The organism is Ruminococcus sp. HUN007, from assembly GCF_000712055.1.
In the GTDB taxonomy this organism is placed as follows: Bacteria; Bacillota; Clostridia; order Oscillospirales; family Ruminococcaceae; genus HUN007.
Window position 1 is genome coordinate 304,825 of the sequence record NZ_JOOA01000002.1, and the last position, 23,401, is coordinate 328,225.

General features: G+C 41.8%; 14 protein-coding genes and 1 pseudogene. 7 read left to right on the forward strand and 8 right to left on the reverse strand.

Annotated elements, in window-relative coordinates; all coding sequences use genetic code 11:
• The first annotated feature begins 4 nt into the window (after positions 1-4).
• Positions 5-1,274: pseudogene (locus CC97_RS05425) on the forward strand (replication-associated recombination protein A).
• 217 nt (positions 1,275-1,491) lie between these two features.
• Here CC97_RS05425 and CC97_RS05430 read toward each other — a convergent pair.
• The gene (locus tag CC97_RS05430; RefSeq protein ID WP_044974156.1) at positions 1,492-2,604 is read right to left on the reverse strand and encodes a cation diffusion facilitator family transporter; all 1,113 of its coding nucleotides are present in this window, start codon (positions 2,602-2,604) and stop codon (positions 1,492-1,494) included.
• Between the two features lie 258 nt (positions 2,605-2,862).
• Here CC97_RS05430 and CC97_RS05435 point away from each other — a divergent pair, with 258 nt between their 5' ends.
• Entirely contained in the window at positions 2,863-3,543 is a 681-nt protein-coding gene (locus CC97_RS05435) for a TIGR00266 family protein (protein ID WP_044974157.1), read from the forward strand.
• Positions 3,544-3,651: 108 nt separating this feature from the next.
• On the opposite strand, the gene CC97_RS05440 is transcribed toward CC97_RS05435, so the two are convergent.
• Positions 3,652-5,331 carry a CotH kinase family protein gene (locus CC97_RS05440; RefSeq protein WP_044974158.1) on the reverse strand — a complete coding sequence of 560 codons (1,680 nt, stop codon included), beginning with the start codon at positions 5,329-5,331 and terminating at the stop codon, positions 3,652-3,654.
• 340 nt (positions 5,332-5,671) lie between these two features.
• Between CC97_RS05440 and CC97_RS19500 the strand changes: the two genes are divergently transcribed.
• The 3 genes from CC97_RS19500 to CC97_RS05455 all read left to right on the forward strand — a co-directional run bounded on the left by CC97_RS19500 (position 5,672) and on the right by CC97_RS05455 (position 9,197).
• Positions 5,672-7,525 carry a leucine-rich repeat protein gene (locus CC97_RS19500; RefSeq protein WP_081850001.1) on the forward strand — a complete coding sequence of 618 codons (1,854 nt, stop codon included), beginning with the start codon at positions 5,672-5,674 and terminating at the stop codon, positions 7,523-7,525.
• 207 nt (positions 7,526-7,732) lie between these two features.
• Complete coding sequence (locus CC97_RS05450) at positions 7,733-8,404, forward strand: hypothetical protein (protein ID WP_044974159.1); 672 nt, start codon at positions 7,733-7,735, stop codon at positions 8,402-8,404.
• A complete protein-coding gene (locus CC97_RS05455) occupies positions 8,328-9,197 on the forward strand; it encodes a hypothetical protein (protein ID WP_044974160.1) in 870 nt (289 codons plus the stop codon). The genes CC97_RS05450 and CC97_RS05455 overlap by 77 nt, the downstream gene beginning before the upstream one ends.
• Before the next feature lie 62 nt (positions 9,198-9,259).
• Here the strand turns inward: CC97_RS05455 and CC97_RS05460 are convergent, their stop codons facing one another.
• A complete protein-coding gene (locus tag CC97_RS05460; RefSeq protein WP_044974161.1) occupies positions 9,260-11,263 on the reverse strand; it encodes a dockerin type I domain-containing protein in 2,004 nt (667 codons plus the stop codon).
• Positions 11,264-11,479: 216 nt separating this feature from the next.
• Here CC97_RS05460 and CC97_RS05465 point away from each other — a divergent pair, with 216 nt between their 5' ends.
• Positions 11,480-12,853, forward strand: coding sequence for a hypothetical protein (locus CC97_RS05465; protein WP_044974162.1), 1,374 nt, complete (start codon positions 11,480-11,482; stop codon positions 12,851-12,853).
• On the opposite strand, the gene CC97_RS05470 is transcribed toward CC97_RS05465, so the two are convergent.
• Both CC97_RS05470 and CC97_RS05475 read right to left on the reverse strand, forming a co-directional pair.
• Entirely contained in the window at positions 12,825-13,490 is a 666-nt protein-coding gene (locus tag CC97_RS05470; protein WP_081850202.1) for an HAD family phosphatase, read from the reverse strand. The two genes, CC97_RS05465 and CC97_RS05470, sit on opposite strands and share 29 nt — an antisense overlap.
• Before the next feature lie 70 nt (positions 13,491-13,560).
• The gene (locus CC97_RS05475; RefSeq protein WP_044974163.1) at positions 13,561-14,844 is read right to left on the reverse strand and encodes a hypothetical protein; all 1,284 of its coding nucleotides are present in this window, start codon (positions 14,842-14,844) and stop codon (positions 13,561-13,563) included.
• A gap of 543 nt (positions 14,845-15,387) precedes the next feature.
• On the opposite strand from CC97_RS05475, the gene CC97_RS05480 reads away from it, so the two are divergent.
• Complete coding sequence (locus tag CC97_RS05480; protein WP_049962710.1) at positions 15,388-16,380, forward strand: type II CAAX endopeptidase family protein; 993 nt, start codon at positions 15,388-15,390, stop codon at positions 16,378-16,380.
• Positions 16,381-16,504: 124 nt separating this feature from the next.
• On the opposite strand, the gene CC97_RS05485 is transcribed toward CC97_RS05480, so the two are convergent.
• From CC97_RS05485 to CC97_RS05495, 3 genes are all read right to left on the reverse strand, one after another.
• Positions 16,505-17,386, reverse strand: coding sequence for a hypothetical protein (locus CC97_RS05485; protein ID WP_347493489.1), 882 nt, complete (start codon positions 17,384-17,386; stop codon positions 16,505-16,507).
• A gap of 84 nt (positions 17,387-17,470) precedes the next feature.
• Positions 17,471-19,852 (reverse strand): EAL domain-containing protein, encoded by a 2,382-nt coding sequence (locus CC97_RS05490; protein ID WP_044974164.1) that lies wholly within the window; start codon positions 19,850-19,852, stop codon positions 17,471-17,473.
• A gap of 299 nt (positions 19,853-20,151) precedes the next feature.
• Positions 20,152-23,265, reverse strand: coding sequence for an HD domain-containing phosphohydrolase (locus tag CC97_RS05495; protein ID WP_049962711.1), 3,114 nt, complete (start codon positions 23,263-23,265; stop codon positions 20,152-20,154).
• Positions 23,266-23,401: the final 136 nt, after the last annotated feature.

Here is a 23,401-nt window from a genome sequence, read left to right on the forward strand (position 1 = left end):
ATCAATGGCTTCACCTTTAGCAGACAGAATAAGACCAAAAACACTCGATGATGTTGTCGGACAGAAGCATCTTCTTTCCGAAGGAAAGCCGCTCCGCCGGATAATCGACAGCGGACGGATCCCGAATATGATATTCTACGGTCCTTCGGGTACCGGCAAAACCACTGTTGCCAGAATAATTGCAGAAAGCACAAACATGTCCCCTGTTCAAGCTCAACGGTACATCAGCTTCAACGGATGATATACGTCAGGTCATAGCTGAAACCAACACTTTTGACGGATGCAACGGCGTTCTGCTCTATCTCGACGAGATCCAGTACCTTAACAAAAAGCAGCAGCAGAGCCTTCTTGAATACATAGAAAACGGACAGATAACGCTTATTGCCTCAACCACTGAAAACCCGTACTTTGCAGTATTCAACGCCGTTATAAGCCGCTCAACCGTTTTTGAATTCAAACCTGTAAACGCTGAAGATATCGCCAGAGCTGTTGAACGCGCATTCAGAGTACTTGAAGAGGAAAACGGATATACTATAACCGTTGAAGACGGCGTTATAGAACACATAGCATTTTCCTGCGGCGGAGATGTAAGAAAATCAATGAACACTGCAGAACTAAGCGTACTTTCCGGAGATGCGGACGAAAAAGGGATAACTGTTACTCTCGAAAGCGTTAAGCTTCTGGCTCAGCGCAGCAACATGAACTACGACCGTGACGGTTCACAGCACTACAACATTCTTTCCGCACTTCAGAAATCCATACGCGGATCTGACGAAAATGCAGCACTGCATTACCTCGCAAGACTGCTTGAAGCCGGTGATCTTATTTCAGCGACACGAAGACTCCTCGTAATCGCCGCTGAAGATGTGGGGCTTGCCTATCCTGCTGCGATTTCGATCGTCAAGGCATGTGTCGATTCCGCACTGCAGCTCGGAATGCCCGAAGCACGTATTCCTCTTGCTGAAGCAGTGATCCTTATGTGTACCTCGCCTAAATCCAACAGTGCCATCTGCGCCATTGACGAAGCACTGAACGATGTAAGGCACTGCAGCTACGGTGACATTCCGGCTTATCTTAAAGACGGTCATTACGCCGGAGCTGAAAAGCTCGGAAACGCAACCGGATATAAATACCCTCACAATTACGTTAATCACTACGTTAAACAGCAGTATCTTCCGGACAATATCAAGGACAGAGTCTACTATCGATTCGGAAACAACAAGCAGGAAAAAGCTGCAGAAGAGTACCGTAAAAAAATAACTTCCGGAAACTAAGGAACACTGATCAAATCGGAAATCCGGCTTCGCCGGATTTCCGAAGGTGGGATTTGAGGGACTTCGCCCCGGAGCCCCACGCTGATTTATGAATAAATCAGCGTATCCATAAAAAAATAACCCCGCAGTTTCATCAGCGGAACTGCGGGGTTTGTTTTATGATTCAATATAGGTTCTGTCGAAGGTTATAACGGTGTGGTATTTAACATCGTCTCCTTCAAAAACAGAATCTATTTTTTTTCTTTATCTCATCATTGGTAAGTGCAAGGTCAAACGGGACAACCACGTCAAAGATCATATTGATGTCGCATTCACCCGATGTAATACGGAAATCGTGGATACTCATACGATCATCGATGCTTTTTACAGTGACATTCATACGCTGGCGAAGTGCATTCACCTGTTCATTGTCAACATCGACCGGATCGGTATGGATCGTCATGATTATTCCAAGCTCATCGAAAATATCACGCTCACATGCATCGATAAGTTCATGGATTATAACAATGTTTTCTTTGCTGCTTACCTCTGCGTGACAGCTTGCGAGCATATTACCCGGACCGTAATCGTGCACTATCAGATCATGCACGCCGATTATTTTTTCCTTTTCCATGAGCATGTCGTTTATCTTTTTGACCAGAGCCGGATCTGCCGGTTTTCCGATAAGGTGATCAACGGTCTCTTTAACGATGCCGTAACCGCCTTTTATGATAAACAGAGAAACCAGAATACCCATCACTGCATCAACAGGAAGCTTTGTAAACAATGTGGATATCAGACCGATAAGAGCAGCCAGAGTAGAAACAACGTCATTTCTGCTGTCCTCAGAAGTAGCGAGCATAACTGAGGAATTGATCTCTGTGCCAAGTTTTCTGTTAAACACAGACATCCATAGTTTGACCCCGATGGAAGCCACAAGAGATAACACCGCACCCCAGGTAAACTTAAGTTCTTCAGGATCAAAAAGCTTTAAAAAAGAATTTCTCAGAAGTTCAAATCCAACCAGAAGAATGATAAAAGAAATCACAAGGGAAGTAAGATATTCGACTCTTCCGTGTCCGAAAGGATGATCCTTGTCTGACGGTTTGGCTGCCGCTTTATAGCCGATCATGGTAATTATACAGCTTGCACTGTCGGAAAGGTTGTTGAAAGCATCTGATATGATGGCAATTGATGAAGTGAGGAATCCCACAAGGTATTTTATAACAAACAGCAGTATGTTGCAGACTATACCGGTAATACTGCTGAGCATACCGTATTTCTCACGTACTTTTATATCATCTGTTTTTTCATAGTCTTTTACAAATCTTTTAACAAGAAAATCAGTCATTATAATTATCCCCTCTGAAGGCCGGACGAACTATCGCACCGGATCTTCATAAATATGCAGTCGGTCTGAAACTTAAAAAGCATCTTCCGATTCATTAAATTATAACAGATTGTACCCTTTAAGTCAATGCGTAAGAGCTCTTATTCATGGACACTGTTCAGTTATTACGCATATTATTTTCTAAAAATACTATTGACAAATAGTTTAATTTGTACTATACTCTAATTATAATTTTTTTACACAACAGGAGGTATATTTATGAACTACACTATTACAGGCGCACCGTTCCCGGTTGTTTCCTGCGAATTATCTGCAGGAGAATCAATGAACTGTCAGAAGGGCGCAATGGTATGGATGACAGAAAACATGAAAATGCAGACAGGCACTGAAGGCGGTCTCGGTAAAATGTTTACACGTGCTCTTTCAGGTGAGTCAATTTTTCACAACACTTATACTGCTGAAAAAACAGACGGCATGATCACATTCGGTGCAAGCTGTCCGGGAAACATTCTCGAATTTGATATTTCAAACGGCAATACTATCGTTGGTCAGAAGGGTTCTTATCTTGCATCTGAAACAGGTGTTGCTTTCGAAACATTCTTCCAGAAGAAACTCGGTGCCGGACTTTTCGGCGGTGAAGGCTTCATTCTTCAGAAGTTCACAGGAAACGGAAAGGTATTCCTTGAAATTGACGGAAGCGTAGTTGAATACACACTTGAAGCAGGTCAGACAATGCTCGTAGATACAGGATACCTCGCAGCTATGGACGCAACAGTTTCCATCAGCATCGATCAGGTAAAGGGCATCGGCAATGCACTCTTCGGCGGTGAAGGCTTATTCAATACAAAGCTTACCGGCCCTGGCCGCATCTGGCTCCAGACAATGCCAATATCTCAGTTTGCAGGATCTATTATTCCTTACATTCCTTCAAAGGGCTGATATCAACAGATATAAGACGTAAAAATACAACCGGTCTTCCGAAAGGCTTAACCTTTTCAGAAGACCGGTTATTTTTATAGAAGTGATCAATAAATCAGCGATTCCTTATTATTTATGCCAGTAGTCGTTTAAAAACTTAACTCTATTTTCAAGCCATCCGTGAAGATAATCTGCAGCTTCCTCTTCTGTTTTACATTTTATTGCTTTACTATGAATCTCATCTATATATGGAACTTCTTCACCGGAAGGAAGCTTTTTCCCGATATTCCCCCACTTTTTATAGTTGTTTTCAAAAGCTGTTTTGTATTCAGCTTTATCATTCTCAATAAGCTTTAATCCACGTTCGAAAACGCCGTCATCATAAGCTTTAGTCCACTTTTCTCTGATAATATCGGTGTACCATGACTGAGGCATCAGAACTGCAAGCCATGGATTTATCGTTTCATACTGTGCGTCAATTCCAAGTGAATCATTGGCATTTACATCCGGTACGGCACTTGCAGCATAGAATCCTGTACCATCAGCACAGCGGTCTTTGTTACCCATTGCAGAGTCAAAATCCCACGGTGCCTCAAAATGCAGTATTTTGTCTCCGTCTGCACTGAAATCCACATCCATAAAAAAGCTTGCTATGGCAACATCAGCATCACATGTAAGCTCACTGATAATGTACATATCAGCAAGCGAGTTCAGATCCACAACTTTTTTAACCGCTTCCTCAGGAGTGATGTCTGAGCTCTCAGTGATCTTAGTATAGTCATCATTAAACACATATGCCTTGTTTTCATATGAAGCACTGTACATGATCCTGTACACATTATTGATGTAGTCTGCAATAAAATCACGCTGTTTCTGTGAATAAATATCACTTTTTATGGTCATGCCGATAAAGTCACCAGCTTCAATAATTACACCATCCGGTTTCGGAATGACTGTGATACTCTTACCTGTTTTATCTCCGTTAAAAGATTTTAGCGGTGCATTGTCTGCGTAATCTACAACGAACGTTTTGCTTTCATCTTCGGCATAATAATTGTTGTCATATTCAAGGAAATAGCCTATATCTGTTCCCTGATAATCTTTCTCCGGATCATTTATATTAACACGATTTTCATTGACCTGCTGCAATTCAGCAAGAAGATATACACCCCAGTATTCCCCGTTGATATCTACTTCAACGAACTCTGCGTCCGATGCGTACAGTCCATCACTTTCGCAGATTTCACGCGCCATGCTTAAAGCTGCTTTGTTACGGAGCATTGAAGCATCTTTATACTCGGCAAGCAGTACCCAGTTTCTGAAAGCATTTCCGTCGTTAAGGTCGCCCATGCTCTGCTTTTCATTAAACCTGATCCTTAACGGCTTTTTATCATAGGTCGTGGTCCAGTTACCGCGAACCTTTACATCAGCCTGTGCTCCGTCAACCAGGATACTTCCGTCAGGATCACGAAGAGTCACAGTGCATGCTTCGTAATATGGTTCCTTGGGAATCTTAAATCCCGGAGTATATGTAATCATAATATCTGAAACGAATCTGGCAATAGGAACTGTAACAAAATCCATGACTTTCGGATCCTGACTTACAGTCCGGATAGATAAACGCTGCATGCATAAGTTACTGTAATCCGGTTCTGCAGCTTCTTCCTTTGATGTTTCAGTCTGGCCCGCGGCGTTCTGGTTCGACGAATTGCCAGCCTTGCTTTCCCCTGCTCCCCCTGTGCCGCCTGCTGTGCATGATGTGAGCATAATTAAAGCACTAATAGCAGCAATGATCTTTGTGTACTTCATAGTGTTTGTTCTCCTTATAATATGACGTCAGAATTACAGTAAACGCAAAAATATTTATTCGTTTACTATAATTTCAAAATTTATGTTTTCAGTATATCACAGCATGGAATATTAATCAATATTGTCGCCGATATTTTAACCTTTTTGTAAACTTCGCATAATAATATTATAATAAACCTAATCAGTCCCTTATCTGAATTTTAATAAATCAACACTTTCCTGTAACAGTGACAAATGTCACTACTTTTATCATACCTTCTGAAAACGCTCCAATTCAATTGACATTGACTGTTCACAGTGCTATAATTTTAATATTATTTATGAATAGGAGCATTTTATAATGAAAAAATTAACTGCAGCAATCTTATCAGCATGTTTACTTTCGGCAGCCGTTTCTTCCGTACCGGATCAGACATTTGCCGCAAAGACAAAGGGTGATATCAACGGTGACGGAAAGGTCAATTCCACCGATCTTCTTTCAGCACTGAAATATTTAACAGGCGCCTCAGCTAACACTGATATCTCCTCACTTGATATGAACGGTGACGGAAAGATCAATATTATCGATTTCATCGATCTTAAAACAAAGATCGTTCCTGAAGCAAAACCTGAAACAAGTGATTTTGAAATAAAGAACGGTGTACTTTTAAAATATAACGGAACGGACGAAATCGTAAAAATACCTGAAACAGTAACAGAGATCGCCGAACGTGCTTTCTGGAGCAACAGGAATATAGTAGCTGTATACATTCCGGGAACAGTAAAGAAGGTTGGAGACAGTGCTTTCTGGAGCTGTGATGCTCTGGAGTTTCTTGATATTGCTGAAGGCGTTGAACATATCGGAGACTCACTTACATGGAGCTGCCCTTCATTAAAGGACGTTAATCTTCCTTCTACAATAAAGCTTTCTGCTGATCTTTCAGAAGGACAGCTAAATATTTTTGCAAACTGCCCGAAACTTAAAATACATCTTTCCGAAAGCGCAAAGGGAAAGAATACTGACAGCGAAAAAATTGCAAAAAACAGTAAGCAGGCCTCAGAATCATGGGCAGATACTCCGTATGATTTCAAACCTGTAACTTACGTACCTGCCGACAGATCAAAGATGATAGTGCCGGGAGCATATGAATACGGAAAATTCAGCGAATTTACCATCCCGGAAGGAACAACAGAGATCGGTGCGAGAGCTTTCCAGTACTGCAAACAGCTTAAGAGCATTATCATTCCGGGCAGTGTAAAGTCGATCGGCGTGGATGCCTTTGAATACTGTGAATCACTCACTGACGTATATATCAGTGAAGGCTGTGAAACTCTTGAGTACGGTTCATTCGCATACTGTAAAACTCTTAAAAACGTTACTCTTCCGGCAAGCATCACTTCAATACACAAAGGTGCTTTCGACCACAGCAAGGATTCTCTGACGATCCACTGCCCTAAGGGATCATATGCAGAAAAATACGCAAATGAAAACAAAATAAAACACGATAACAATGTATCCGGAAAACCGGAAACACCTGCAGTTACAACTACGCCTGCTGTAACTGCACCTGCTGTTACAAAAGTTACACAGCCTGTAACTGCTTCCGGAACTGAGATTACAACTACAGCACCTGTAACAACAGTAAAATCTGAAACGACAACCACAGCAGCGGTCACAACAGTGTCAGCTGCAGCAGTTACAGCACCAGGGGTAACAACACAGGCAGTTACAACTACAGCCGTTTCTGCAGCAAAACCTTTCAGTATAAAAACAGCAGCAAAGTTTGCAGTTACATCGAAGAATCTAAACGGAGGTGTATGGGATGACGTAATTTCAAACACATCCAGAGGAAAGAATGCCTCCCCTGAACTTTCATGGGCTCCTGTCGAAAACGCTTCATGCTATGCGATATACATGATCGACACATCTGCCGGCAACTGGATGCACTGGAAATCGAACGGCATAAAAGAAACAAGTCTTAAGCAGGGCTATGCAAAGAGAAACGAATATGTAGGTCCGTATCCGCCGTCAGGCACACATACCTATCAGATCTATGTTTTTGCATTAAAGGATCCTGTTTCATCAATGCAGGGTAATTTTGATGATGAAAACGCAGGCATTGAAACACTTGCAAAGTCACTTGACAAAACCTCATCAGGTGAAGTCGGAAATATTATTTCATACGGTCATATTTCCGGTAAATTTTCACACTGAGAAATTACTGATCTGAACACGGTACAGTAAAATCTGATAAAAAAGCTGTGAGAGCTGAATAAAAGTTCTCACAGCTTTATTTTTTTGTAGTCTTGAAAACCGCTCTTCATTGTGTTACAATTAATATGTGTGTAATAAGTTTTGGCGATTTCTATGTAATCACTACTATACGACAAGCAATACTATTTTTCTATGAAAGAGGCAAATATGAGTTTTATTAAGAAACACGTATCCTGTTTACTGGCGTCCACACTGCTTATCACAGCTTCGCTGTCACTCAGCAGCTGCTCATCAAATCAGGAGATCGTTGTAAAGCCTGATGGCAGTACAGATACTGCAGTCACCGGTGCAGCTGTAACAGTTACAGAAAAAGCAGAAATTACAGAACCGGCCGTTACTGAACCGGAGGAAAAACTTCCTGATCTGAGTACGGTAAAAGTAAAACCTGAACAGACTGATGACGCAAAATATTCAACTGTTTCGGACTACGAAAGTTTTCTTACTGTCAGAGACGGATTTTATCAGTTGTCTTTTCTTGATGACAAGGAATTTGAAGATACGATAAACTCTGATATTAAAGAGGCATCGAAAAAGCTTAAGGCAGACTACGGCGAAGAATTTGCATATGAAGCTTCACGTTCCCACTCCAGAAACGTAGCACAGGCAGGCGGTATAATGGCCGATGTGATCATCAGAAACGGTTTTCTTTCCGTAATGCTTGAATATGGCTATTATGAGCCGTACGGAACTGATCTCGCCGGCGGATACAGCAATCTCCTCAAAAACAAGAGAACGATATACTGTGGACCACGCCGTTACGCTCAATTACGAGCTTTCAACCAGAACAAAAATAAACAGCATTACAGACCTTTTCTATAACGGCGCTGACTGGGAACAGGAACTTACATCTGCAGTCTACAAAGAATATCACGGTGATCCGTCATTTCTTCCTGAGGGTGCTCCGGAAATGTTCACTCTCGATTATTTTCTTGTTCCGACTGATGACGGTGACTACGCTGTTGTAAGATATAACAGTGAAGATCTTAACCTGAGCTACTGCGGTGACATGATCGCATCCCATTACCGTTCAATGAACGGCGTAGTCTCAGAGACAGCGGACAGAAATTATGAAATGTACACTCAGTCTTCAATTGAGACCTGTCCGAACTGCGGATTTAATTATATTCATCTTCGTTTTGACACTTCACGTTTCTACAGCGATGATGAACTCATACAGATGAACCGAGAACTTGAAACTCTTTACGACCACGGCTTTATGGGAAGAGAAAACCACGAGTGCAATTCTCTTCGCTCAAACTACGGTACAGTAAGACAGTATAATCCTGAATCAAACAAGCGCAATTTCGGTATAGATCTCTGGAGCTACTCCGACAAGGAAAACAAGCTTTATTTCTTTGATCCGAATTCGTACGAAAGACTCGGAATCGAACAGGTGATTGGCTGGAACTGGCGTGACTATGCTTCATCAGAAGATCCTGATACTCCTGACATAAGCACATTTGAACCTCATGCATTTGTTTCAGCAAGATATGATAAATCCGAAGGCATCGTCATCGCTGAACTCACCGGATATTCTCCTACCTATCAGCGTGACATCATTGTTACTGCCAGGGTTCCTGCAGATGAAGCAAATGAGAATTATCTCGACTGAAAATAAACAAAAAAATACCGCCTGCCGGGATTCTATTAAGAAACCGGAAGGCGGTATTTTATTTATGCAGCAAGCTTTGATCTGAGAAGAATATAGTCTACTATATTGATCTTTCCGTCGTCGTTCGCATCAGCTGCTGTAAAGTTTACTTTGTATCCGTCGTCTGCAATTCCGAGGATCTCTTTCTGAAGAATTATCAGATCTGTACTGTTTACTGAACCGTCTTCATTGATGTCGCCCTTTGTGATAACAGGTTCAGGAACTGTTGTTACAGGAACAGTAGTTTCTTCAGGAGTTGTCACGGTTGTTACTACTGTGGTAACAGCCTCTGTTGTCGTTACAGCTTCTGTGGTTGTAGCTTCAGTTGTAACCACTGTTGTAACAGGAGGTTCTGTCACCGGCTGAGCAAAAGGTGCTGATGGCTGAGCAGTAAAACCTGCACTCGGAACGCCCTTCTGAGCATATCTGAGATAATTCATATTTCCTGCCTGAGACTGTGCTGCGGAAGATGACTGGCAGTATCCCTTGACCTGATTTGCAGCAAGCGCCTTGTATCTGTAATTTGTACCCGGCTTCCATGATGTGCCTGTTGCAGTACTGTTGCTGTCGCCGCCCTGCTTTGTTCTCTTGCAGTTTCCGAAAGTTGAACCTGTTTCTGTGTAGTGGCCGACAATTGAAACCTTATCCCAGTCGCAGATAACATTTCCGCCGTTTTCATAAACACAGTTTTCAGCGAAAATATCACAGTCAGAGATTACTGTATATGCCATGCTGAATTTATTTACATAGTTGTTAAGTGAGTGGAAGTAACCCCATCTCATAAGTCCGGGACCTCTTGTTTCACATCCGTTAAAGCTGTTTGAGATGAGTGACATGCGCGGGAATCCGCCGTATTTTGATTTGTTGCCTGCATTATCATCCGGATAACCAAGGATAAGACCGTATTTGTGTTCTCCGAATGAACAGTCTGAAACTGTACAGTAGTCTGCGTCATAGCAGCATGCAAGGAATTTGTCCTCATCGACCTGCCCTGTCTTAGGTGCTTTACCGTGATTGCTGTGACCGGTAAATGTAACATGGTCAACCCAGATATTCTGTCCTGAACCAAAGTAGCAGACGATAGAGTCATTATGATTTGATTCCGCATCGTGACCCATTTCAAGGTTTTTAATAATGATATTATTACCGACACCGCTGTTTGAAGAAGTGCAGAACTGGACGTTGAATGTCTTGTGAGCACCGTAGCTTCCTATAATAGTCTTGTTGCTGTGAACGTAAATACGTCCGGCCTTGCACATATATCTCTGGCCGTTAAGATCAAGATTTGATACTTTGATCTCCTTTGTGATGACGATTGTTAGCGGTTCGTCTGAAGTTGCATATTTCTTGAGTTCATCAAAGGATGAAGCTTCAACTGTCTTACCGAAAAGTCCGCCGATATCACTTGCTTTAGCCTTACCTGTGTTGTCGTTGTAGCAGAAGCCGGCAAAGCCCTGAAGTCCGTCGCAGTTAAGGAGCCAGTGCTGTGAAATATCGCCGGTGTATCCTGTAAGAGTGATACCTGAAGCTGTACGTGTGAGTGCAAGAGATGTGTCATTGTAGTTTACGATCTTGTAATTGAATCCGTTTCCGAGACGATCCTTGTTTACAGGGATCACATACCAGTGCTGACACTTTTCTGACTCACTTCCGTATACGATAACTCCTGTACCGTTCTTAACGGTATATTTGTCAGGGGTTATAATTCTTCCGGATTCTGCGTTGCAGATTTTGAAAAATGATCCGTTCTGGTCTGTACCGACAAAATCGAAACGCCATGAACATGAAAGATTGTTTCCGAGTTCATTTGCCGCAAGTGGTGAACTGTCTGAAGTTCCTGTTTCGCTGAGTACAATTCCGTCATTTTCTGCTGAAACAATGTTCATAAGCTGTGCCGGATAATCTGCAGATACTGCTGAAACATGAACCGGTGCAGTCTGAACACTGAAAAGCGGCAGTAAATATGTGAGTATCACGGCGAAGCATACTGCACATACAGACATTAGCTTTGTCCTTAATTTTTTCATTTAACTTTACCTCCGTTTACAGGTGTGAACTTATACTATAATTTTAACATACAAATGGCGTTTATTCAATAGTGTAAACGATTAATAACTGACTTATCATCTGATTTGTTCTTAAAATCATAATAATTTGTTCTCTTACCTTGAAAGCTATGTCTGAATATGCTATAATTTACTATGTATTCTTTACGGAAGCATTACAGTTAAGGAGAAAATAAATTGAAAAGAATCAATACGATCACTGCAGCTGTGCTTGCAGTGGCTGCTTTGTCTTTGTCAGCATGCAGCGGAACAAACAATGAAAATATTTCAGAACCGGATAATAAAAATACTGTCACAGAAACCACAGAAATTCCTGCAGACTCCGGCGATGACAGCACCGATGATATCTTTCATGAAAAGGTATACGAACACAGCGTGGATTTTTTCGGACAGCTTGATGATGATTCAAAGCGTCAGACTGAACTTATAGCGTCTAAGCTTCCTGAACTTATCGGCGAGGCTTCATACATTCTGGTGAGCGATCTCGACGGAAACGGACGATGTGAACTCATACTTTCTGATCCGGGATTCAGAATTTTTGAAGTATCGGAAGGACGAGACAGTCTTGCCCAGACAGTCTCGAAACAGGACGACTGCCCTTCCCTCTATCCTGTTACAGACAAACTGATCTGCACTGAAGAAAGCGGAAAAAGGCATTACATCTGGAGGTCAGTAAAAGAAGAGGAACAGGGCCGTATACGCGAAAGTGAAAAAGAGTATACATATGAAAACGGCATCCTCAGTGAAAGGATGCTCCGTTCAAGAGTATTTGACAAATTCAGCAGCGTTTATACCGGGTATTATAACGCTGAAGGGGAACCTGACCGTGAAGGATATGCACGTGCAGTATCAGGTGTAATGTTCCGCAGCGGCTACAGACTTTCACAGTGCAGTATCGGAATTCTCACTGCCTCTGATATAAAAAACACAGACAGTGAAAACCTGAAACAGCTTGTTGCAGAACTCAAAGGTTTCTTTAAAATATACGAACCAAAGGAAAAATATCAGTACACTGACCTTGAAGGCAAATGGATAAGAACGGGTGGATTCTCAGCCGGAGACCACTACTTTCAGTCAGGTGACAACGGACAGCTTGCACTTACAGTAAGCGGTGATTCCTATCAGTTCACAGGCGCCCTGCAAAGCGACACATCTCCTGTTTCATTCTGCCTCGGAGGAACTACCACAACTTCTCTCTGGTACGGCGATCTTACAGAAAACAACATTGTGAAAAATGCTTCTGTACGTATCGAAAGCGACGGAAAACTGATCCTTGAAGGAATAGTGCTTAACAGTGACGGTAATCCGGTGAACGCTGAATGGAGTTTTATGCGTGAAGGATCACCGGAACTTGAAAAGCAGATGAACGCAGCACAGAACAGCGCAAGTCCTGAAAATGCACAGAACGAAGCTGCCGTAACTCCTGAGGCAGCGCAGAACAGTCAGGCTGTGATTCCGGAACCGATTCAGAACGAACAGACAGAAAATCCTGCGCAGGCTCAGAACCCGGAAGAACAGAACGTCAGTGATTCTGAAGGTTTTCTATGGTAAGAAGTCCGATAATATCGTCAAGCCTGTCCACACAGGCATAAAGATACGGCTCAACCTCACTGTCCGGGCCGGTCATATCAGGAACCATAACTACTTTGCAGCCGGCTTTGCCGGCTGAAATTATTCCGTTAGGTGCATCTTCAACCGCCATGCACTCTTCAGGCTGCAGACCAAGTTCTTTACATGCATACAGGTAAATATCCGGAGCCGGCTTTCCCTTTTCCACCATTGTTGCACTGATAAGCTTTGTAAAATAGTGCTTTATTCCGGCTTCATCAAGATATTTTTCAGTACGTGCCATATCAGACGCAGTGGCAACAGCCGCAGCAATGCCGTTCTCCTTAAGATAGCTTAAGATCCCGACTGCACCGGGTTTAAGTTCAATACCGGTTTCGGCAAGCCGGGCGTTCATAAGTTCCTTACGCTTCTCCCTTACTTTTATGTAGTCAAAGTCTTCACCGAACCATTCACGGAATCTCTGCGGAGCGAATGGTCTTCCGAGGCTTCTTAAGGAAAGGACCTGTTCCTTTGTCATCTCATATCCGAATTCAGCCAGAGCTTTAGGCCAGAATTCCTGATAGTATTTTTCGGTATCTATAAGTGTACCGTCCATGTCAAAAATTACTGCTTTTATCAAGTGTAACTCTCCTTTATACGAAAATACGGCATCCGGGATCATTAAAGAATCCGGATGCCGTTTTATATACTTATTTCTGCTTTCCGTCATTCATATTCTGCTGCATATACTGAGGATTCATTTCTTCCTGCTGCTGCATATATGCACCGTTCATCATTCCCTGATGCATGTACGGACCATTCATCATCTGACCGTTATACTGACCGTTCATCATTCCCTGCTGCATGTACGGGCCGTTCATCATCTGGCCGTTATACTGACCGTTCATCATTCCCTGCTGCATGTACGGGCCGTTCACCATCTGGCCGCTGTACTGGCTGTTCATCATTCCCTGCTGCATGTACGGGCCGTTCATCATCTGGCCGCTGTACTGGCTGTTCATCATTCCCTGCTGCATGTACGGGCCGTTCATCATCTGGCCGTTATACTGACCGTTCATCATTCCCTGCTGCATGTAAGGTACGTTCATCATATTCTGACCGCCGTATGTGCCGCCCATCATATTCTGATTAGGGTTCCCATACTGGCCCGGCACACCATTCTGCTGGTTAGGAACACCATACTGTCCCATCATCACGCTCTGAGGGCCGTTCATCATATCAGGATTCATAACCTGACTTGTATTCTGTGAAAACTGAACGCTCATCTGGCTCCTGTTCATACTCATACGACTGACATTCATGCCTCTGTGTCTGCCGTCAACCGGCTGATACTGATGGACAACATCGTCCATTGTGAAATAAGGAGTCTGTCCCTGCTGCATATTCTGTTCAGGTGACTGAGGAGGCTGAGCTGCGTTATTATCAGCATTGTGATCCGGCATGGCGAACAGATACTTCGTTTCGCTTTTACCGCCTTCATCGGTCTCCTTTTCAAAATCAGGAACAAATGAGAGCAGTTTTTCCTTTTCGCTCCTTTTGGCTGTTATATCTACCTTAAGGATCTCTATTGATGAATTATCTCCTTCAGGATCATATTCAGAAATATCCTTAAGCTTAATATACTTGTTGTTCGGTGAAACAACGTCAGTGGCAGCATTGTATTTGTCAAGTTTCATGATCTCTTCGATTTCTTCCTTTTCAGGAAGAACAGGTACCATATCGATGCAGTTCATGATGATCATCGCTGCAATTCTCTTGTTTTCAGAACCGGAAATTTTTTTGACAACTTCTTTTTCAGAGCTTCCGGTAATAAGTCTGCCTTCAACGTATTCAGTCTTGTTAAATGCGCTGTAAAGCTTGTCGTCTTCTGTAACAGCTACACAAAGAGTGTCCTTTGAAAAGAATTTTGTTCCGTCATCTTTTTTAGCTGTGATTATTTCGACAGCTTCTGAGTAAATGTAATCATATTTCATTGTTTCGATCACTCTTTCACTATAATAGATTGATTATGACCGTCTGTACAAGTAAAACTCTGACTTCATTCAGAGCGCAGAACGGCGTATAATAAACAAAAGTATCTCTTTCGTTTATTATAGGGTAAGGTTTCATAGATTCTATAGTTTTATTATACAATTTTTTGACGATTATTGCAAGTGCATTCCACAAATATTATAGTAAACAAATCATATATTTTTATTTACTTTGATTTCACGAGCATTATGTGATATAATACTGATAGTATGTTTTTATATCGAACGATTATAAACATCAGAGAACGCTGAATCCTGTTTTACGCATATCCAGGGAAACACTGATCAAACCGGAAATCCGGCTTCTCCGGATTTCCGAAGATGGGATTTGCGGCGCTTCCCCCAGAAACCGTTCAGCGTTCAGAGTCAGTAAACCCGTTTTCAGACAAAGGAGATTTTTTATGCAAAACACAGAAAAAACCAAAATCATCTTGTTCTTCGTATTCGCATACGGCCTAACAGCTTTAATGTCAGTACCGATGTACATTGGATTTCGCAACGGCTGCGATCTGGCTGTTTTTTCCGATTGCCCAGATGCTTTTCCCTGCCTGCGGTGTAATCGCCGGCAATCTTGTTACTTCCCGAAAAACAGGAAAGAAATATCCGGTTGCAGCATATACATTAATACTCGCTTTTACTTTCCTTGCAGTTGTCCTGTCGTTACTCAGCGTATTTTTCCCGGCAAACACAATACTCGAAAATACTGCCATGGAGATGACGCCTTATAATATGGCGGTTCAGTTAATAGTTTTACCTGTATCTCTGGCAGCGTTTATCCTTTTCCTGACAGCTTCCCGTGAAAAAAAGGAAAATGCCGGAACTATCCGTAAAAACATATTAAAAAGCATAATCATGATAATAGTTTTTCTGATCATCTATTCGGCAAGAATATTTCTCGGATACATGATAGACGAACTGACAGGGAACGGCGGTATTGAGGAACTGAATAAGTTTCTTGAAGGATTTATGACTTTAAGTACTATGGGAATGCTTGGCCTCACCATTATCAATTATCCTCTGACTTTTACCCTGTTCTTCGGTGAAGAATACGGATGGAGATATTTCCTTCAGCCGCGAATGCAGGAAAAATTCGGAATGAGAAAAGGCGTGCTACTGCTCGGTCTTATCTGGGGTCTCTGGCACACACCGATGAATTTCATGTACTACACAACTACATGCGGTCCGCAGTCATTGTGCAACCAGATAATCGTCTGCGTTGCCTATGCTATATTCTTCGGATATGCATATATGAAAACTGAAAACATCTGGGTACCGGTCGCTATTCACTACCTGAATAACAATCTTATCCCTGTTGTCAAGCAGGATGTATCTGTTGATGTACTTCAGCACCAGGAAATTAAATGGAGTGATATTCCACCTGCAGCCCTTCTTATGATAGTATATGTTCTTTTCATTTTTGCTTCTGAATACAGATCAAAAAAATCAGTCAGATCAAAGGAATCAGCTGCAGAATCCTGAAAAAATATTCTGTCTTTCTGATCCTGTTCACCGCACACAAATGAACATTCCGGATAAATCAGTAATACAAAGCAAAGCCCTTCACCGGGAATCGAAACCGGTAAAGGGCTTTATTTTTTATTCACTAAAAAGCTGAGGAAATTACTTCCTTGTCCATAAGAAGACCGTAGAACACCATTCTCACCTTGTCGCGGAATTCAGGTTTAACAAGATAGTAAAGATAGTATTCAGTCATTGAAAACGCATTGAGCGTTCTTCCCTCGATCTTGAACTGGGAAAATCCCATTGGTACATATTTTTCGAAAATATCTTCCGGAGTAATATGTGTTGAATGTTTTTTTACATCTGCAAAATCATATTTCATGTACGGACAGTAATCTGAATTCTCATCCTTTGCACCGTACTTTTCAGGATCAAACGGTACCTTCTGGCTGGTTTTAAGATAACTGCATATTGCCTTCTGCATTTTTCCGATATCCTGATAATGCTGCACGCGTTTAGGACATCCAGGCTGACAGCAGGCATTTACAAGTATTTCGCATTTTTCTTTGTTTTCTACTTTTTCAAGAAAATCAAAACGGTTATTGAAATCATAATCGAGTACAACGATATCATAATTCTTTTCTGATTCTTCATTAAGTTTACTGATATCAGTTATTCTTTTACATGTCGAACTGGTTATCCTGTAATCAGGATACTTCGTTCTGATGTACTCCTCGAGCAGAGGAGAAACCACGATGACTCCGTTTTTTCCGTTATTCGCTGTTTTAAGTACGTAGTTACAGAAATCGTCTTTAAGATCTTCCTCAGTTATTTCTGGATTCGTGAATGTAAAGCGAAGCGGTATACCCAGCTTGTCAAATTCACGTACAACAATTTTAACAGTATTTTTATCAAATACTCCGTTTACTATTCTTCCTCCGTTCCACAGAGACTGCGGAAAAGTTCCGTAAACAGATGCTATTTCCAGCCCGTCTATAAAATAATCAGGAAACTGTTTCAGCAACGCGAGAAAAAACTCTGTTAAAATGATAGTGTACTGCAAAATCAGGCAGATGAAATTTTATGCTCATTATTCCTCCGGTTAAACTCAGTCTTCATCCGGAACAATTTCTCCGAATGCAAGCCTTTCAAATTCACTTACTGATACAGGCTTTGAAAAACAGAACCCCTGAATGATCTTTCCGCCTGAATCCTTAAGTATTTCTTTTTGCCAGTCGAATTCTACACCCTCAATAACTATATCTTTTTTTATCTCACGCAGAAATGCAATTATACCTGAAACGAATTCACGGTTAAATCCTTCACCTATCTTGTCGATAAGTCCTTTGTCGATCTTGATAACGTCAAAAGGAAGTCTCTGCAGTGCAATAAGAGATGAATATCCTGAAGCAAAGTCATCCATAAGGAGCTTGAATCCGCGTCCCTTAAGTCCTGACATTACATCCTGGAGAGCATCCTCACTGTTTTCAAGAAGTGCACTTTCAGTAATTTCCACTTCAACGAGTTCAGGCGGAATTTCATATTTTCTGACAAGATCCGCAAACTCATCGACAAAGGTATCATGAATAATATGCATTCTTGATACGTTAACGGACACAGGAATATCTTTATATCCGTGATCACGCCATTTCTTGATAACCTTGCAGGTTTCCTCCCAGACAAAACGATCAAGGGTAATGACAAATCCGTTCTTTTCAAAAATAGGTATAAACTTGCCCGGTGAAATTATTTCACCTGAAGTATGGTCCTTCCAGCGGACAAGAGCTTCGGCACCTACTACCTCACCGCTGAATATATTGCATTTCGGCTGAAGAACTATATAAAAATCATGATTTTCGAGAGCCGTGATCTTGTTGCTCTCAACGAACTTCTGAACTTTATGGTTTTCATCAAATTTCTCATCATAAATAGCATAGATCTGAAGAAGATTACCCTTTACAGTCTTAAGGGCAATACCGGCATAATCGCAGAGAATGCTTATGTCCATATCCAGTCCGGCGTTTTCACATATACCGAAATGAACTGTTATCGGCATATACTTTTCTGCTGATTTCTTAATTTCTTCATTAGCTCTTTCAATTTTCTGGGTAACAGCTTCCAGAAAGACATATCCGACACAAATTACAAAAACGTCATTTCCGAGATATCCGAAAATTGCATCAGGACCAAAGACATTTGTAAGGTCATCAGCAATACCAAGAAGTATACGGTCGCCTATCTCCCAGTCAAAAATGTCATTTATAAAGCTGAAGTTGTCGACATCGACTCGTACAATTGCGTATGTTCTTTCCTGATTGGCAGAAATGTATTCAAGAGATTTCTTGGCAAATGCTTCGCTGTTGTAGAAATTAGTCTTGCTGTCATGTTCAGCCTGATACTTTAATTTATCCACAACACTGTTGATCTCGGAAACGAGTTTGCCCATTTCATCATTTGTATTTACTTCAATAGGATTTACAAAATCGTTCTTTGCTATACCCTTTACACTGCTGCGGACATTGTTGACCTCTTTAACTATCCTGTCCGAGAAGCTCATTACAAAAGCAATGATAAGAAGAGTACTGATCACTGCAAATACAATAAGCATGATCATTGTCGGTCGTGACTGTTGAATGAGCGGCTCCACAGGAACTACATAACATAGCATATAATCACTGAATTCATGCAGCTCTGTTTTCTTCATAATATACGGAGTACCGCCGGCGTTAACCGTAACTGATTCATCAGTAACTTTTTCCGCGATACGCGCCAGTTCATTGATATCGTTAGAATTACCGGCCACAAAAAACAGTCTGTCTTCACTGTCAGTTATAAACCAGACCTGATTACCGATATTGGTCTGCATACCTATCATGGAGGTAAGTGCCTGATCATTCGTACCGAATGCAATAGCTGCAACACAGTCTCCCGAACTGTTCACAACAGGATAAACAAATGTAAAAAGCGATACGTCGCCAAGTTTAACTGAAGGAGTACCGATCATATAATTCTGGCACTGTTCCAGTTTTTCGCGGTCATACCAGTATTCCTCTCCGGTAAATTCCGAACTGAATCCTCTTGAACCGATAATAACTTCCCTGTCAAAAACCGCAACCTGTACCTTTGAGAGTATAGTACTCTGCGAAGCCATACGGTTAACCGTTTCTCTGAGTGATTTAGTAAACAGTTCATTATTAGGACTGTGTTCCACAATCAAAAGTATCTCAGCAGAAATTGTGTCCAGCTGACTGCTGTTAAGAACTGTATTGATATTATCTGACAGAATGCCTACCTTCGACTCCTGCTGTCCTCTCAGGGCACTCATCATGTTCTCCGAAGACATTCTCTGTGAAAGCAGAATGCTTACATAGCAAACAATCCCCATTACAATTGCAGCAGGAAATATACACTGAAGCAAAAATCTGTATTTCATTTTTCCTTCACGCTGTTTTTTCTGCCTGTTATCTGATTTCGACGGATTTTCAGCCATAGTATCCCTCCCAATTTAATCCCTTTTTATCAATAATTTTACCGTCTAATAACAGACGATTCCATCTGATATTCTTATTATACTAAAAATCACTAAAAAAATCAAGCTATTTCAGTACTTTTTTCTCTTTTCTCACTAATTAATATAGAAACAACTCATAGCCACTGAAAAATCCCAATGGAACAGTGATTAAAACGGAAACCCGGCTTTGCCGGATTTCCGTAGGTGGGATTTGCGGGGCTTCGCCCCGGAGCCACACGCTGATTTATGAATAAATCAGCGTTTTCCTAATGAAATGATCACTTCTGCTTACGATGGATATTATCTATATCCTCCATTGTTCCTCCGCCGTTATCATTTTCAGCACGGAATTCTCCTTTTTCTACAAGCCTTAAAAAAGCATCCACAACATCAGAAGCAAGCTGAGTACCGCTTACTTCCTTCATAATTGAAACAGCTTTTTCAAAATTCATGCGCTTACGGTACGGTCTGTCCGAATACATTGCATCAAATGTGTCAGCTACAGCAATTATCTGTGCTACACGAAGTATCTGGTCCCCTTTAAGGCCTTTCGGATACCCCTTTCCGTCCGGACGTTCATGATGCATACCTGCACCGACAGAAAGTTCCGGCATTATACTGATATTTTTAAGTGCTTCATATCCCAGTGCGGAATGAGACTTGATAATATTGAATTCCGTATCTGTAAGCTTTCCGGGCTTGTTAAGTACCTCAGGCGGAATGCCTATCTTTCCTATGTCATGAAGAAGTGCTATATTATAGTATTTCTCAACGGTATCCTCATCACACCCGAGTTCCTTCGAGAGCATTGCTGTATACTCTGCCACGCGGGTAGAATGACCGTTTGTATAGCTGTCTTTCATATCTATGACCTTCGCAAAAGATTCCACTATTTCACGAATGAGTTCCTTCTGCTGTCTGTTCTTCTCTTCGTATTTTCTTGTACGGTATGATATGTATGCCTTGAGAAGAGCAGCAAGCAGTGCCAGTATGAGAACAAGTGCTATGATATGAACGACTATCTTTTCATACCATTTCTTTTCCTTTATTATCTTTATGACGGTTTCCTTGGTACTGTCCCCCTGCGGATCATCCACTTTCATAACAAAAGTATATTCACCGCCGCGGAGATTTGTATAGGAAGCAGGCGTGAGTTCACTTCTCTTTACGGTTACAGGATTGTGTTCAAAGCCTTTGAGATAATAGGTTACATCAGGATTCATCAGTGAATAGTTGTATACATAGCTGTATACCGTAAGCTTTACAGATGATGACGGTATTACGTAATTACCGTTTTCGTCCGGAAAAATATATGAACCGTCCACCTCAACATACGGAACTGACACTTTTATATCACTTACATTTTCGAATGACTTTTCAATATTAACGGCAGCTACACCGTTTGTTCCTGCGATATAGAGCATTCCGCGCGGAGTAAGACAGCTGTACGAATTCGAAGTAGCTGTACAGGAAAGTCCGTTGTCCATACCATAGTGCAGATACTGGATCTCTTCGTTCTTCAGTATTTCTTCAGTTTCTGAAACGTAAATACCGTTCGAGCTCAGGATCCACATTTCATCGGAACTGTTCTGAAAAATATCAAAATTATTAGGATACGGGAAATTGCTGATAGTTCTTACCCTGTAGGATGCATCCATACAACTGAGAGAGTTACTTGTAACTACCCAGTACAGATTTCTCTTTCTGTCCTTTTTGATCCTCATTACCACGTCGGAGGACAGTTCTCCTTTTTCTACGGTAAGGTGCTTTATGTTACTGTCTCCGCCGATGATATAGATACCGCCGCCGTCGGTTCCCAGGATAATATCGCCGTTTTCAGCGCAGACTACAGTAAGGATCTCGGTGTTGTCGATGCCGTCGTCCTTGCTGTAAACTTTTTCGATCTTTCCGTCGCGTATAACAGCAATTCCGCCTGTACACGCTGCAATCACCGAACCGTCGCTGCATTCATAAACTGTTCTTACCCTCTCGGAAGGCATGCCGTCTTCCACAGTGTATCTTGTGACTTTTCCGTGATCATAGCATACAAGGCCAAGATGACTGAATGTCGAAAACCAGAGCCGGTCAGATGAATCTTTATAAATTGAACGTATACGCTTGTCTTTCAGAAGTGTAATAAGGTCGCCGTCCCTGAACCTGCTGCCAGATGAACTTACCGATGATTCAACAGGAATGCTGTCAACCAGCCCGTCTGTGGAAAGCACTTTAAGTCCTTCAGTTTTACCGGCTATCCAGAGTTTGTCATCGTAAACACAGTCAGACTCAACTACATCGTCAGGAAGACCATACTTCTCGAAAATATCAAGGAACTGATTAGGAACGATCTTCATGATCCCCTGCTTTGAAGACGCAAACCAGAGATTTTTCTGATAGTCCACTGCCATATTTTCAACTGACGTATTCATCGGAGTATTTTTTACCGGAACAAATCTTCCGTCATTGAGAAATCCGATACCTGTATCTGAACAGATCCATATCATGTCGCCGACTTTTTCAATGGAATTTACATATTCAAGAGGATTCAGCATGATCATCTTCTCAGATTTGAAACCTTTCTGAAGACGGCCGTAATAAAGAGCAGATCCTTTGTTGCCTATATAATAAAATCCCGGTCTGTCGCTGTCAGGAAGTACTGCATGAATATCACTTATTCCGAGATCATCTGAAGTATAAAAACCTGTAAGTTTTCCTCCTTTAATGGTGAACACGGAACCGCTCATCGTTAATCCGCAGATCGAACCGTCGTCGCACGATCTGATTTTACGGATATATTCATTTACAAGATCTTCCGATTCAAAATTATGCAGGTCGCCTTCCGGATCGACAAAGGAAAGTCCGCGGGTCGTCCCGAGCCATACGTTTCCTGCATTATCCTCTGCAACGGACCGGACAGAAAGCGACTTCATTCCGTCAGAATGCCTGTACACTCTGAACTCACCGTTCTCCATTACAGCGGCACCGCTGTCATTTGTACCGACCCACAGACGTTTCTGGGAATCCTCAAAAAGACTTACTACACTTGTTACGCCGGTTGAAGCTTTTATACGTTCAAAATTACAGCCGTCATAACGTATGAGCCCGCTGTAGCAGCCTATCCAGATAAAACCGTCAGACGTCTGTAAAACTGCATTTGCCTCACTTGTAGGAAGCCCGTTTTTATTGTCATAAAGTACTGCAAGATAACCGTCGCCTTTACCGGTCGGATCAACAGCAAGTGATTCTTCATCAATAACTCTGCTGAACTCCCCGGCATAAACTTCTTTACTGATACACGATACTCCGCCTGCAGGCGTATATAAAAGAGCAAGAGCTGTAACTGAAGAAACACAGAATACAGCAAAACGTTTAAGATCAGTAGTTATCTTTCCCATAATCATCATCCCCGGATCATTTTTATCGCTCAAAATACGGAAACAGTTCATCTTTTTTCAGACAGGATATCAGCCTTGAAATTTCTGAAATTTTCTGGCTTAAACCCGCTGACAGATTCCCTTTTCCGGAATACTC

What these genes read in the sequence shown, in the direction of transcription:
- CC97_RS05430 (WP_044974156.1), bottom strand. Translation starts at nt 2,604, where the DNA reads ATGACTGATTTTCTTGTTAAAAGATTTGTAAAAGACTATGAAAAAACA.
- CC97_RS05435 (WP_044974157.1), top strand. Translation starts at nt 2,863, where the DNA reads ATGAACTACACTATTACAGGCGCACCGTTCCCGGTTGTTTCCTGCGAA.
- CC97_RS05440 (WP_044974158.1), bottom strand. Translation starts at nt 5,331, where the DNA reads ATGAAGTACACAAAGATCATTGCTGCTATTAGTGCTTTAATTATGCTC.
- CC97_RS19500 (WP_081850001.1), top strand. Translation starts at nt 5,672, where the DNA reads ATGAAAAAATTAACTGCAGCAATCTTATCAGCATGTTTACTTTCGGCA.
- CC97_RS05450 (WP_044974159.1), top strand. Translation starts at nt 7,733, where the DNA reads ATGAGTTTTATTAAGAAACACGTATCCTGTTTACTGGCGTCCACACTG.
- CC97_RS05460 (WP_044974161.1), bottom strand. Translation starts at nt 11,263, where the DNA reads ATGAAAAAATTAAGGACAAAGCTAATGTCTGTATGTGCAGTATGCTTC.
- CC97_RS05475 (WP_044974163.1), bottom strand. Translation starts at nt 14,844, where the DNA reads ATGAAATATGATTACATTTACTCAGAAGCTGTCGAAATAATCACAGCT.
- CC97_RS05490 (WP_044974164.1), bottom strand. Translation starts at nt 19,852, where the DNA reads ATGGCTGAAAATCCGTCGAAATCAGATAACAGGCAGAAAAAACAGCGT.
- CC97_RS05495 (WP_049962711.1), bottom strand. Translation starts at nt 23,265, where the DNA reads ATGGGAAAGATAACTACTGATCTTAAACGTTTTGCTGTATTCTGTGTT.